Raw genomic sequence first — 12,278 nt, 5'->3', positions numbered from 1 at the left:
GCAGTTGCAAATGTGACAGCACCGCGTTGAACGGCGCCACGTCTTGCGCGCGATAGCCAGGCGTGTTGGCGTTAGCCACATTGGAGGCAATCGTCACTTGCCGCGTTGCGAGCCAGTTCGCGTTCTGCGAAGCGAGCGAAAACAGCGTCAGCGGTTGCAATTTTCATCTCCCGAGCTTGTTCGATGAGCAAGCTTAGAATTTCAATCTTGCCTCAGGCTGGCGCCCCGGAGGGTCCGCCCTCGCCTGCACGTGAAAGAATCAGGCGCTGGAAAGCGTCGAACAGGCGACGCATCGGCGCCGATTTGTAGGCGAAGTTTTCTGGGCAATCGAGATCATGCGCGATCATCGCCGAGCCTACCTCGAAGATCAGCAATTGATCGCTGCCGACTTCTGCGCAGTCGACGAGAAAATAATCGAGCTGCAGCTTTTTCTGCATGAACGCGAATGTGTGCGCATGCCGCCGCGCAAAATCCGGGAAACGATCCATGAAAAGCGCTTCCTCGGCGCGATGGTCGGCGTTTTCCGCCATGTCGGCGTTGAGATAATGGATCATCCACCGCGACGAAATCGCCAGATGAACCGGGAAGGGCTCGCCATCGACCACGGCAATGCGCGTCTTGCGAAACTTTCCATCGGCGCCGCGATAGTCGATGAACGGCGCCGTGTAGAAAAAAGCCTCCGCATGATTTTGCAGATAGGCGGCGAGTTCAGTCTTGTCCTCGATTTTTTCGAGCCCCGCGCCAGCATGCGATTCGAGGGGACGAACGATGAAGGGAAAATTTTCCGCGCGCCCGGCTTCTGATAATTGCCGACGCGAAAAACGCTGGTTGCGCGGATAGATCACGCCCGGCTCCTCATAGAGCAGCCGCCAGGCGCCGTCGCGCGTCAATCGGGCGATGTGCTCGGGCGCATTGAGAAGAGGCTGCGGCCAACGCCCGGCGACGCGCGCGATCGCTGCGAGCAACGGCCGGTTGGCGGCGCATTCCGCCACCGCGACAATGGCCGCGTCATGCGCCGGCGCCGTCGCCAGAATATCCATCTCAGCGTCGACATAGAGATAATCCACGCGAATGTCGGCGTCTTCTAGCAGGAACTCCAGCGGCGTATTGGCCATGAAATCGCCCGGCGCGACCAGCGCCAGCAGCGTGCAAGCCCCGCCGCGCGAGGGCGCTTGGGTAAAGGCGCGGCGCAGCTCCAGCGCCCTCGCCTGCAGAGCGACGCGATTGGCGCTCGCGCCGAGCAATTGCTCGATGGTCGACAGATCGAGGAGCGCCGCTGCGTCGCGGGAATCGTCGGCAAGCCGCAGCAGCAGCGACCGTGCGACCGACGCCAGGTCTTCGCCGCGCATCGCCTTGCGCGTCAAGGCGGCAAGACCGATCAGCGAAGGTCCGGGCGCGCACGCGGAAGGCGCGGCGCGCTTGTGTATTGCCTGCATGGAAGATGGCTCCGTGCGGATGCGGCGACCATCGCCGGGCCATCGCGCCGTCGAAATTTTGATCCGCCAGCTTGCCCGAAGCTGTCGCCAAAGATCAGACGCCGCCGCGCAAATATTCGGTGGCGGCTGCGGAGCGTCGGGTAAGAATCACCCGGTGTTCCGGGTGCGCCTTGAATTCCTGGGAGTAGCCGATGACGCTTTCGGCGGCCCCGAGCACCAGATAACCATCGGGCGCCAGGCATCGCGCCAACCGGCGCAACACGTCGCTCTTCTGCTCTCTCGCGAAATAAATCAGCACGTTCCGGCAAAAAATGACGTCAAACATGCCCAGCCGCGAAAAATCGCTCATCAAATTCTGCTGGTGGAATTCAACGCGGGCCTTGATGGTCTCATTGACCGCCCAATGATCCTTGCGCTTGGTGAAATAGCGCAGAAGATGCGGCGTCGGCACGCCGCGCTGCACCTCGAAATGGCTGTAGACGCCTTCCCTGGCCTTTTTGAGCACGGTTTCGGCGATGTCGCTGGCGGCGATCTCCACCGTCCAGCCCGTCAATCGGCGGGCCTCCTCGTCGAGAATCATGGCTATGGAATAGGGCTCCTGTCCGGTCGAACAGGCCGCCGACCAGATTCGCATTCTTCGGGTCCTGGCGCGGGATTTCAATAATTCCGGCAGGACGGCCTGGCGAAACCCCTCGAAAGGCTGCCGGTCGCGGAAAAAGAAAGTCTCGTTGACTGTCATCGCCTCCGTCACCTTTTTGGCGAGCGAGCGATCGGTGTCGATCCTGGCGACGAGTTCGTCCAGACCGCTGAGACCGGCCTGCCGGAAAACGGGCGTGAGCCTCGCCTCCACGAGGTATTGCTTCTCGCGATCCAGCGCCAGACCCGAGGATTTCAGCAGAAACGACTGCAGCGCGACAAAGGTCCGGGACATGGCGGCAGACTCAATCGACTGAAGGAAGGACCAACGCAACAACGCCTGAAAGCAAAGGCTCTAGCACAGCCCGACCTCTTCGAATTTCGATTTGACGATCTGCTTGTTGAACGGCTTCATGATATATTCGTCGGCTCCGGCCTGCATCGCCCGCGTGATGTGTTTCACATCGCTTTCGGTGGTGCAGAACAGCACTTTCGGAGTCGCGCCATTGGGCAGTTGGCGCAGATGGACGAGGAATTCCAGTCCGTCCATCACCGGCATGTTCCAGTCGAGCAGGATGGCGTCGGGCATGCTGTCATGCACGACGGCCAAGGCCTTTTGACCGTCCTCCGCCTCGACGATCCTGAAATTGAGCTCTTCGAGAATTTTCTTGGCGATGCGCCGGATCATCGGCGAATCGTCGACCACGAGAACATATTTCATCGTTCAACTCCGTTGGAAGCCTCTTGGCGTTTTAGCTATCGACCTCCCGAGCCGGCCCGCTCGGGAATTGCCTGATTGTTCTGCGCAATTTCTTCTCAATGCCCTGATTCTGCGCGTTCGCCGGGCACATGAGCAGGATCAGTGATGGTCGCTGAAATCGAACACCGCATCAATATTGAGCAGCGGCAGAATTCGTCCGCCGACCCGGTTATAGCCGACGGCGAATTTCGCCCTGAGCCTGCCGATATGCGGCGGTGGCGCGATGGCGGTGTCCGAGGTCAGCGTCAGCACGTCGCCCACTTCGTCGATCAGCAAAGCAAAAGCCTCGTTGCGATGTTCGATGCCAATGGCCAGGCTGCCCGGCCCGCTCGGCTCCGGCGTCAGGCCGAGACGCCGGCGCAAGCTGACGGCGGTCACGATCTTGCCGCGCAGATTGACCAATCCGACGATGTCGCGCGGACCGCCGGGCGCCACGGTGACCCGACCGATGCGAAAAATCGTCTGAACGCGGCTCACCGGCAGGCCGAATGCGTCGTCGGCGACCTTGATCGAGAAATAGCCGTCAAGCGCATTGCCTGCCGCGTGCAAGGCTTCGCCGACGCTTTTCGCGGGTTCGTGGTTCATGCCGCCGCTCCTGAGGCGAAGAGGTCATGCTCGGCCTCGTCATCGCCACGCTCGACGCAGGCGCGGATGAGATCCATCATCTGGCTGCGCTGGAACTTTCCAACGGCCGCGAACATGCCGGCGGCCTCGGCGGCGCGCGATATTTCTCGCGTTGCATAGGGAGCAATCGCCACCATCGGCGAGCGCGCTCCGGCGTCGTACAAGCGTCCAGCCACTTCGAAGCCGCTCGCATCCGGCAATTCCACATCGATAAGAATGGCGTCGAAACCCGGCTCCGCCATGACGCAGCCGATAGCCTCCCCGCCGGAACCGACCTTGACGACGTCGAAACCGGACGCCTGCAAAGTCGCCGCCAGCATGTCGCGAAAAAAAGCCGCGTCGTCGATCAACAGCAGCCGCCTCTTGCGATTTTTGCCGCGGCTGGCGCCAGCTTCCATGCCAGGCCACACCAGATGGAGGAAATAGGCGATGTCGAGAAGCTCCACGACCTTGCCTTCTATGTCGGCGACGCCGATGACGCCGGGGATTCCTCCACCGATTTCGACATCGAGGCGGTCTTCGATGATGTCGACGATGGTGTCGACCAGCAGGCCGAAGGGCTCCCCGTCGGGCGAGATGACAAAGACGGTGTTGTCGCCCTCCTTGACCATCACGTCCTGCGCGGCGGCGACGATCGGCATCAGGCGTCCTTGATGACGCATCAGCATCATGCCGCTGGATTGCTCGATGCGATTCGACGGCACGGTTTCGATCCGCGCGATGTTCGACAGCGGCAAGACCTTCGACGCGCCCGAACCAGCGCGAAAATAGACGAGGCGCGTAAGGTCGCAGGATTGCGCCCGTGTGTTTTCGACGTGAGCAGAAGCGGTTTCGCGGGATTGTTCCAGCCCCAGCGACAAGGAGATTCCATTGGGATCGAGAATCAGCACCACCGAACCGTCGCCGAGTATCGTGTGGCCAGAAAAAGCGGCAAGATGCGTCAGCGAGCCGCCCATCGGCTTGACCACGATTTCCTGAACGTCGGTCACCGCATCGACTGTAATGCCAAAGGAATGCGCGCCGACGCGCATGATCACCGCCAATTGCTCCGGCTCGCCCGCCAATCCGGCGGGAGTATCGAGACGCAGGATTTCCGCGAGGCTGCCGATCGGCAGGACGGCTTCGCGCAATTGCAGGATTTTCGATCCCTGCACGAATTCGATCCTGTGCTCGCCGCCGTTCAGGCCCACCGCCTCGACCACCGAATGTTGCGGCAAAGCGAAACGCTGGCCACGGGCTTCGACGATCAACGCCGGCGCGATGGCCAGGGTGAGCGGAATTTTCAGGCAGAAGCGGGAGCCGAGTCCCGGCGTCGAGGACAAGGCGACGGAGCCGCCGATCGCCTGGATGTTTTCGCGCACCACATCCATTCCGACGCCGCGACCGGAGACATTGGTCACGGCCTCAGCAGTCGAGAAGCCGGGGGCGAAAATTAGCCGCGAGATTTCCTCGTCGCTCATCCGCTCCAGCCTCGCGCGGTCGACGAGACCGAGCGCCAGCGCTTTTTCCTTGATCTTCGGGATGTTCAAGCCACGGCCGTCGTCGCTGATTTCGATGGTGATGTGTCCCGCCTCATGCGCCGCCGCCACGCGCACCACGCCGGTCGCCGGCTTGCCCAGGCGTACGCGCTCCTCCGGCGATTCGATGCCGTGATCGGCGCAATTGCGAACAAGATGGGTAAGCGGGTCGCGGATCAGCTCGATCAATTGCCGGTCGAGTTCGGTATCGGCGCCCTCGGTGACGAGATCGATCTTCTTGTGCAGATCGTTGGCGAGGTCGCGGATCATGCGCGGCAGATTGGCGAATGCCCGCTCCACCGGCTGCATCCGCGCGCGCATCACCGCGTCCTGAAGATCGGTGGTCATGGTCGACAGACGCTGCAGCGGTGATTTGAGAGTCTCGTCCTCCTTGTGCCGCGTCAGCTCGATGAGCTGATTGCGTGTCAGCACCAGTTCCGACACCAGCTGCATGATGCGCTCAAGCGTATTGAGATTGATGCGGATCGTTTCCGCGCGCTTGCCCGGGGACGGTTCGCCCGTTTCCGCGACGCCGCGAAGCGGTTCCATGGCAGGCGCACTCATCGGCGCGGGCGCCGCGACGGGAGCCGAGGCTTTTGCCGCCACGGGCGCTGTTTCGACGGGCGCCGGAGCCGCGGCTACGGCTGGCGCCTCGGCGATTTTCCCTTGGCAAAGAGCGACGTGATATTGCAGCAGGCCGATCAGGTTGGAATCGTCGCCTTCGGCTTCCAGCCCGTTTTCTTCGAGTTCGGCGAGCATCTGCTTGACGCGATCAACCGCCGCAAGAATGGCGGAGACAACCTCCGGCGTAGCTTTGGCCCCTTCGCGCAAGGCGCCGATCAGACTTTCGGCGGCATGGGTCAGCTGCTGCAGGCGGGTGAGGCCGAGGAAGCCGCAAGTTCCCTTGATCGTGTGAACAAGGCGAAAAATGCTGGCGATCAAGGTCGCGTCGTCGGGATTTCGTTCGAACGCGACGACCTGCGCGGTCGCCGCTTCGATCTGCTCCGCCGCTTCCGCCAAAAACTCCTTGAGCATTTCGTCCATGGCTCAGATTCCGTTCTTCGTGGATTGCTTGCCGCGCCTGCTGGCGCGCTGGTTCGGAGCGAGACCTTCGTTGATCAGACGGGAAACGTAGGAAAGGCCGGCCCGCATCGCTTCCGCTGTTTCCTCGCAGGATTTGGCGATCGAATCGGGATATTCGGGACGCCCGGATTCTTCGGCCAGGGTCTGTTGCGCCTGCACGACGATCTCGGTCAGTCGTCCGAGAACGGCTTCAAAGTTTTCCCGCGTGGCGGGATCGACTCTTTCATAGGCGTTCAAAGCCTGGCGGGCGCCGGGGATCGCCGATGTTTCGAAATATTCGCAATAGCCGCGCGGTTGCCACGCCAAAGCCTCGTCGGTCATTTCCGGCATGGAGGGAAGGAATTCGAGCACCAGAAGAATTTCATTGAAAACGTTGAGATAGTCATTGGCGAGGCCGGTGGATGGATTGACCAGGCTCAAATGCGCCTCCGGCAACGGCGCAATTAATGGCTCCGCCCGAAACTCGTCTTTGGCCAAGGGATTCGGCATGGTCATGATGCTCGCATGGGTTGCATATGAGCTTTATTGCTCTCTATGGGATAAAAAAGAGTTACAACTCGCGTTTTACGTGTAGTGAATATCCCTTGTTGGAGAGCCATCAACGCGTCCGTTCACGTGGCGAAATACAATTCATGGTTGTATCTTTTGTTAACGAAAGTTCGGCAATATGCGTCCGGGAACGGTTTCGCGCGCAAAGCCGAAATCCAGGACGACAGGAGCGCGAACCCGACATGCTGAAGGGACAACCGGCAGCCTCGCCCATTCGTGTTTTGGTCGTCGACGATTCCAGTTTCATGCGCAATGCGATCACCCGGCACATTCAGCGCGACGCGCGTTTTGCGGTGATCGCGACGGCGGCCAATGGCCGTGAAGCCGTCGCCAAGGCCTCCGAATTCAGACCGGACGTCATCACCATGGACGTCGAAATGCCGGAAATGAATGGCATAGACGCCCTGCGCCAAATTCACGCCAAATCGTCGATTCCGATCATCATGGTCAGCGCGCAGACGGAAGCCGGCGCGAAGATCACCATCCAGGCCTTGCAAGCCGGCGCGATGGATTTCATTCCCAAAGCCGGCGGCTTCGAGCAGTTGCACGATAAACTGCACGCCGTTGTCGGCGCGACGCGTGCGCGTCTCGCGCCCTCGTTCGCGCGCGCCGTGACGCCGCTTCGCCGTGCGCTGCCGATGCGCGTGAGGCCGCCCACGCCGAAGATCGTCGTCATCGGCTCCAGCACCGGCGGACCGCGCGCCCTGCATCAGGTGCTCGAGCGCCTGCCCGCCTGCTTTCCCGCGCCGATCGTCATCGCCCAGCATATGCCGCCGCAATTTACCGCCGCCATGGCCAAGTGGCTGACCGACGTCTGCGCCGTCAAAGCCGTGGAAGCTTCAGACGACATGGTCCTGTCGCCCGGCGTCGCCTGTATCGGTCCAGGCGGCATGCAATTCCGCATCGCCAATGGCCGCGCCAAGATCGCCGCCGCGCAAGGCGAGAGCCTTTACAAGCCCTCCGTCGACGTTCTCGCCGCCAGCGCCGCTTCCGCCTATGGCGGCAATGTTCTGGCGATCATGCTCACCGGCATGGGCAATGACGGCGCCAAGGGCTTTCAAAAGCTCAAGGAAGGCGGCGCCTATGTCATGGCGCAGGACCAGGCGACTTCCGCGGTCTGGGGAATGCCGCGCGCCGTGGCGGAAAGCGGATGCGCCGACGAGATCCTAAGCCTCGGCGAAATCGGCGCCCGCATCAACGCGCTGTTCGGACTGAGCATCTGATTTGAGAAATTACCGCTCGCCGGGGCGAACAAGCCCGGACTCTGGCGGCGGCGCCGCCTGCGCCAGCGAACGGAAACTTCCCACCAGAACCCAATATCCCTCCATCCGCCGGATCGCGATGATCTTGCCGATCTCCGGAATTTCGTCGCCGACCACGACCCTGCGATAGCCCTCCGGCGTCTCCAGCAAAGCATTGCTGTCGCTCAATTCGGCGATTCGCAGGTCTTGCCTCAAATCTTGTGTTGGGTTTCGCCTCGGATCGGTTGGTGTCGGAACCGCATCGGGCGCGGCGCGAGCCGTAGCGACGCCGATCGGAGTCATGTCGATGGTTATGGCGCGTCCGGTTTTTCGCGCCGCTCCCTCTGCCACCGCCTCCCTGACCGCGGCCTCCACCGCGTGAATGCGATTGGGCTGCGCGAACAGGGCGAAATCCTCCATCGCATTGATGCGCGGCCCGCCTTCCTGATGCGTGAACATATGCGCCGCCAGCCAGACCGAACCGACGGCGCAGGCCACGCCCAGGCTTTTCAGCGCCAGATCGCCCATGATTACTCTCCCTTGTTTCAACTCGACGTCTTGTCGGCCTGGAGCGTGTTCGCCAGTTCGCGGAAGGCGTCGACGCTTGGCGGATCGCCCTGCGCCTGGTTCATGCCCTCGTAGATTTTCGGAACGAAGGTCACGGCCTGATCCATCACCGGATCGGAGCCGGCGTGATAGCCCCCCATCAGCCGCAGGTCGCGCGAGGATTCGAAACGCGCGATCATCGCGCGCAATTTCATCACCAGCGCCCGCTGCTCCTTGCTCCAGACGTGATGCGCCATGCGGGAGACAGAAGACAGGACGTTGACGGCGGGATATCGCCCCTGGTCGGCAATGGCGCGATCCAGCACGATATGGCCGTCGAGAGTGCCGCGAATATTGTCGGCGACGGGATCGTTGTGGTCATCGCCATCGACGAGAACCGAAAACACGCCGGTGATCGAGCCGCCGCCAGCCTCCCCCGGACCGGCGCGCTCCAGCAGTTTCGGCAATTCACTGAACACGCTCGGCGCATAGCCGCGCGCCACCGCCGGTTCGCCCGCCGCCAGCGCGACGTCGCGCGCCGCATGAGCGAAACGAGTGATCGAATCGACGATCAGCAGCACCGATTCGCCCTGGTCCCGCAAATATTCGGCGATGCTCATCGCCGTCTTCGGCGCAAGACGCCGCATCATCGCGCTTTCGTCCGCCGTCGAAACCACGGTGATCGCCAGTTTTCGATTGTCGCCGAGGGCGTCGTCGAGAAATTCACGCACTTCACGTCCGCGCTCGCCGACCAGCGCGATGACCACGCTGTCGAATCCCGCCGAGCCGGCGAGCATGGCGAGGAGCGTCGATTTGCCGACGCCGGAGCCGGCGAAAATGCCGATACGCTGTCCAGCGCAGAGCGGCGTGAAAAAATCCACGACGCGAATGCCGCTTTTCATCGGACGGCGTACGCGCTCGCGCCGCATCGCCGCCGGAGGCTCGGCGTCGATCGGCACGGAGCGCGGCCCCTCGATCATCGGGCCGAGACCGTCGACCGGAGCGCCCAGGGCGTTGACGACACGGCCCTTCCATGAACGATGCGGCTTCAGACGCATCGGCCTCGCACGGAAAGCCGGATTGCCGACGCCGGCTTCGACGCGGGTGTCGAAGGACTTCACGGTCAATCCGGACAGGTCGATCTTCACCACTTCGCCGGGCGAGGCGCGCCCGCTGCTGTCGATGCAGACGACATCGCCCAGCTTGAGATAATGCGACAGGCCGGCCACACGATAAGCCGACGGACCGACCTCGGTGATGACGCCGCCTATGCGCACCGGATCGAGCCTGAGATCGGCCTCCTGCACGTCGCGCTGCAATTGCTCCAGAGCCTGCATTTCTCTTCCCTGAGTTAAGAACTCGCGCCGAGCGACTTGATCGCATCCAGCATCGTGGTTTCGCTCGACTGAACGGCGTTGCCAGCGCTTTCGAAAGCGCGTGAGACGGCGATCATATGGGTCATTTCGAGCACTGGATTGACGTTCGATCCCTCGCTCATCCCCTGGATGACGCCATTGTTGGAGAAGTCGAGCACCGGCGTCGCCGGCTGGTCGGTGAGCACCGAGGAATTGTCGAAGCGGCTGAGCCGCGCCGAGGGGGCGATAGTATAGAGCCCCACCGCGCCGATCTGGCGGCCGTTCTGCAAAATCATGCCGTCCTGCGAAATGGTCGGCGGCCCGGCGGAAGGGTCAAGCAGAATTCCCGCGCCTCCGGCGTCGAGGAGGGGGTAGTTGTTGACGCTGACCAGCGCCCCCCCGTTGTCCATATGCATGCGTCCGTCGCGAGAATATGCGACGCCGGCCGGCGTCCTGAGCGCGAACCAACCGTCGCCCTGCACCGCGATGTCGAGCGGATTGCCGGTCGGGTTAAGCTCCCCCGTCTTGCGCGAAATATAGCTGTCGCCGCTGGTGGCGAAAGCCGTCGGCGTCGCGCCCGCATGAGAGAAAATCGTCGAAAAGCTGACTTCCTCGGCGCGATAACCGCCGGTGTTGGCGTTGGCGATATTATTGGCGATCGTATCCAGACGCTTTTGCAAAGCGACCTGCCCCGACAGCGCGACATAGAGACTGGATTGCATCTTAGACCTTTTCTCCAAGATCGCAGCGTCGCGATCATGGAATCCCTCGCGTAAGCCAGAAGGGCGTCGAAAGACGCCCGTCTTTCGACGGGCTTTCGGTCGCTTCGCTCCTGACCATTTTTCACAGTCTAGCGCCTGCGATAATTGGCCCGAATTTTCCGTTGGGGCGAATAGAGAAATGTCCCGCCACGAAGGATTCTAGCAATCCCGTGCTTGCCCCAGGCTGACCCTTGCCGGTTCAGCCTCACGCAAGCCCTGAAACGCAGAGATAGTGGTGCGCGCTGCTTGGGGAATCGGAGAAGACCATTGAATTTCGTCATCGGCCTGGTCATTTCCTTCGGCTCCATGCTGGGCGGTTACGCGGCGCTTGGCGGGCGCCTGCACACTCTGGTGCAGCCTTTCGAATTCCTCATTCTCGGCGGCGCCGCGCTGGGAATATTCGTCGTCGCCAATCCGATCCCGACCATCAAGGACACCGGCAAGGCGATCGTCGAGGCCATCGCCGGCCAGGAGCCGAAACAAAAGGACTTCCTCGACCTTTTGTCGCTGCTGCACAGCCTGATGCGGGAAATGCGCAGCAAGTCGCGCGGCGAGGTCGAGGCGCATATCGACAACCCCGCCGAATCGGAAATCTTCCTGGCGCATCCCAAGGTTCTCGCCAACAAAGTCCTCGCCGGTTTCGTCTGCGACTATTGCCGGCTCATCATCATCGGCAGCGCGCGTCATTATGAGATCGAGGCGCTGATGGATGAGGAAATCCACACCCTGACCTATGACAAGCTGAAGCCCTATCATGCGCTCAACATGGTCGGCGACGGCCTGCCGGCGCTCGGCATCGTCGCCGCGGTGCTCGGCATCATCCACGCCATGGGGGCGCTCGACCAGGGACCGGAAGTGCTCGGCGGATTGATCGGCGCGGCGCTGGTCGGCACATTCTCCGGCATTTTCGCGTCCTATGGCATCGTTTCCCCGCTCGCCGCCAAGATCAAATCGACCCGCCAGAAATCCTTGCGCCAGTTCACGCTGATCAAGCAGACCCTGCTGGCCTACATGAATGGCGCCATGCCCCAGATCGCGGTGGAGTTCGGGCGCAAGACCATTCCCGCCAAGGAGCGGCCGACCATTGACGAAGTCGAAAACGAGACCACATCCGGCGGCGTCGACCGCCAGGCGGCCTGACGATGGACACCAAATCCGAAAACCGAAGCGCCGGCGCCGCAGCGGAAAGATTGCTCGACAATCCCGGCCTGACCGTCGAGCGGCTGCCGATGCTGACGGTGATTTTCGATCGTCTGGCGGCCTCCTGCGCCGAAGGGTTGCGGCCGTTTTCCCCGGCAATCCTTTCCTGCTTCGTCAACAGCATCACCACCGATCACGTCTGGGATGCGCTCGACGCCTATGACGGCAGCGTCGCGGCTATTCTCTATTCGCCGGAACTCGACGGGCGCGTTCTCGTCGGCCTCGACCGGCGCTGCCTGTTTTCGCTGATGGAGGTCATGCTTGGCGGCGACGCGCAGGAGGCGCCGCACACTGACGACCGCAATTATTCGACATTGGAAGTCCGCGTCGCGCAGACGGTTTTTGAGATCGCAGCCGAGGCCCTGAACTCCGCCTTCGGGCCGGTGATCGCCACGACCTTCCGCCTGGAGCGCGTCGAGACCCGCATGGACTTCACCGTCATGGGAAGACGCAATGTTCTCGCGGTGATCGCGAAGATTCTCATACAGTCGATGGACATCGGCGGTCAGATGTTCGTCGTCATTCCGCAGCCAGCGCTGACCCCGATCCGCCAGCAATTATCCCGCGACC

General features: G+C 62.0%; 12 protein-coding genes and 1 pseudogene. 3 read left to right on the top strand and 10 right to left on the bottom strand.

Going from position 1 to position 12,278, the window contains the following annotated elements:
- The 7 genes from ACLP2E_RS14100 to ACLP2E_RS14070 all read right to left on the bottom strand — a co-directional run.
- Window positions 1–160, bottom strand: a 160-nt coding sequence (locus tag ACLP2E_RS14100; RefSeq protein ID WP_442466304.1) for a flagellar basal body protein, incomplete at its 3' end; no start/stop codon positions are given.
- A 52-nt stretch (window positions 161–212) separates the two neighbouring features.
- A complete protein-coding gene (locus ACLP2E_RS14095; RefSeq protein WP_442466303.1) occupies window positions 213–1,436 on the bottom strand; it encodes an ATP-grasp domain-containing protein in 1,224 nt (407 codons plus the stop codon).
- Window positions 1,437–1,530: 94 nt separating this feature from the next.
- Complete coding sequence (locus ACLP2E_RS14090; protein ID WP_442462536.1) at window positions 1,531–2,367, bottom strand: CheR family methyltransferase; 837 nt, start codon at window positions 2,365–2,367, stop codon at window positions 1,531–1,533.
- Between the two features lie 60 nt (window positions 2,368–2,427).
- The gene (locus ACLP2E_RS14085) at window positions 2,428–2,793 is read right to left on the bottom strand and encodes a response regulator (protein ID WP_442462405.1); all 366 of its coding nucleotides are present in this window, start codon (window positions 2,791–2,793) and stop codon (window positions 2,428–2,430) included.
- A gap of 138 nt (window positions 2,794–2,931) precedes the next feature.
- Window positions 2,932–3,417: a chemotaxis protein CheW gene (locus ACLP2E_RS14080; protein WP_442462406.1), complete on the bottom strand. Its 486-nt coding sequence runs from the start codon at window positions 3,415–3,417 to the stop codon at window positions 2,932–2,934.
- A complete protein-coding gene (locus ACLP2E_RS14075) occupies window positions 3,414–6,017 on the bottom strand; it encodes a hybrid sensor histidine kinase/response regulator (RefSeq protein WP_442466302.1) in 2,604 nt (867 codons plus the stop codon). Before ACLP2E_RS14075 ends, ACLP2E_RS14080 begins: the two co-directional genes overlap by 4 nt.
- A gap of 3 nt (window positions 6,018–6,020) precedes the next feature.
- Entirely contained in the window at window positions 6,021–6,551 is a 531-nt protein-coding gene (locus ACLP2E_RS14070; RefSeq protein ID WP_442462408.1) for a hypothetical protein, read from the bottom strand.
- 236 nt (window positions 6,552–6,787) lie between these two features.
- Here ACLP2E_RS14070 and ACLP2E_RS14065 point away from each other — a divergent pair, with 236 nt between their 5' ends.
- Window positions 6,788–7,828, top strand: coding sequence for a protein-glutamate methylesterase/protein-glutamine glutaminase (locus ACLP2E_RS14065; protein ID WP_442462409.1), 1,041 nt, complete (start codon window positions 6,788–6,790; stop codon window positions 7,826–7,828).
- Between the two features lie 9 nt (window positions 7,829–7,837).
- On the opposite strand, the gene ACLP2E_RS14060 is transcribed toward ACLP2E_RS14065, so the two are convergent.
- From ACLP2E_RS14060 to flgF, 3 genes are read right to left on the bottom strand one after another with little or no spacing between them, the layout of a single operon-like run.
- Window positions 7,838–8,374 carry a hypothetical protein gene (locus ACLP2E_RS14060; protein ID WP_442462410.1) on the bottom strand — a complete coding sequence of 179 codons (537 nt, stop codon included), beginning with the start codon at window positions 8,372–8,374 and terminating at the stop codon, window positions 7,838–7,840.
- Window positions 8,375–8,391: 17 nt separating this feature from the next.
- Entirely contained in the window at window positions 8,392–9,729 is a 1,338-nt protein-coding gene (gene fliI, locus ACLP2E_RS14055) for a flagellar protein export ATPase FliI (RefSeq protein WP_442466301.1), read from the bottom strand.
- A gap of 14 nt (window positions 9,730–9,743) precedes the next feature.
- The gene (flgF, locus tag ACLP2E_RS14050) at window positions 9,744–10,469 is read right to left on the bottom strand and encodes a flagellar basal-body rod protein FlgF (RefSeq protein WP_442466300.1); all 726 of its coding nucleotides are present in this window, start codon (window positions 10,467–10,469) and stop codon (window positions 9,744–9,746) included.
- Window positions 10,470–10,775: 306 nt separating this feature from the next.
- On the opposite strand from flgF, the gene motA reads away from it, so the two are divergent.
- Both motA and ACLP2E_RS14040 read left to right on the top strand, forming a co-directional pair.
- Window positions 10,776–11,648, top strand: coding sequence for a flagellar motor stator protein MotA (motA, locus tag ACLP2E_RS14045; RefSeq protein ID WP_442462413.1), 873 nt, complete (start codon window positions 10,776–10,778; stop codon window positions 11,646–11,648).
- 2 nt (window positions 11,649–11,650) lie between these two features.
- Window positions 11,651–12,278: pseudogene (locus tag ACLP2E_RS14040) on the top strand (flagellar motor switch protein FliM); the annotation flags it as partial.

This window comes from Rhodoblastus sp., assembly GCF_052145335.1.
Classification (GTDB): domain Bacteria; phylum Pseudomonadota; class Alphaproteobacteria; order Rhizobiales; family Beijerinckiaceae; genus Rhodoblastus.
This window is presented reverse-complemented; position numbering and strand designations above follow the sequence as displayed.

Bases quoted from the DNA above. Each gene is read 5' to 3' on its own strand.
- ACLP2E_RS14095 (WP_442466303.1), bottom strand. From the start codon at position 1,436: ATGCAGGCAATACACAAGCGCGCCGCGCCTTCCGCGTGCGCGCCCGGA.
- ACLP2E_RS14090 (WP_442462536.1), bottom strand. From the start codon at position 2,367: ATGTCCCGGACCTTTGTCGCGCTGCAGTCGTTTCTGCTGAAATCCTCG.
- ACLP2E_RS14085 (WP_442462405.1), bottom strand. From the start codon at position 2,793: ATGAAATATGTTCTCGTGGTCGACGATTCGCCGATGATCCGGCGCATC.
- ACLP2E_RS14080 (WP_442462406.1), bottom strand. From the start codon at position 3,417: ATGAACCACGAACCCGCGAAAAGCGTCGGCGAAGCCTTGCACGCGGCA.
- ACLP2E_RS14075 (WP_442466302.1), bottom strand. From the start codon at position 6,017: ATGGACGAAATGCTCAAGGAGTTTTTGGCGGAAGCGGCGGAGCAGATC.
- ACLP2E_RS14070 (WP_442462408.1), bottom strand. From the start codon at position 6,551: ATGACCATGCCGAATCCCTTGGCCAAAGACGAGTTTCGGGCGGAGCCA.
- ACLP2E_RS14065 (WP_442462409.1), top strand. From the start codon at position 6,788: ATGCTGAAGGGACAACCGGCAGCCTCGCCCATTCGTGTTTTGGTCGTC.
- ACLP2E_RS14060 (WP_442462410.1), bottom strand. From the start codon at position 8,374: ATGGGCGATCTGGCGCTGAAAAGCCTGGGCGTGGCCTGCGCCGTCGGT.
- fliI (WP_442466301.1), bottom strand. From the start codon at position 9,729: ATGCAGGCTCTGGAGCAATTGCAGCGCGACGTGCAGGAGGCCGATCTC.
- flgF (WP_442466300.1), bottom strand. From the start codon at position 10,469: ATGCAATCCAGTCTCTATGTCGCGCTGTCGGGGCAGGTCGCTTTGCAA.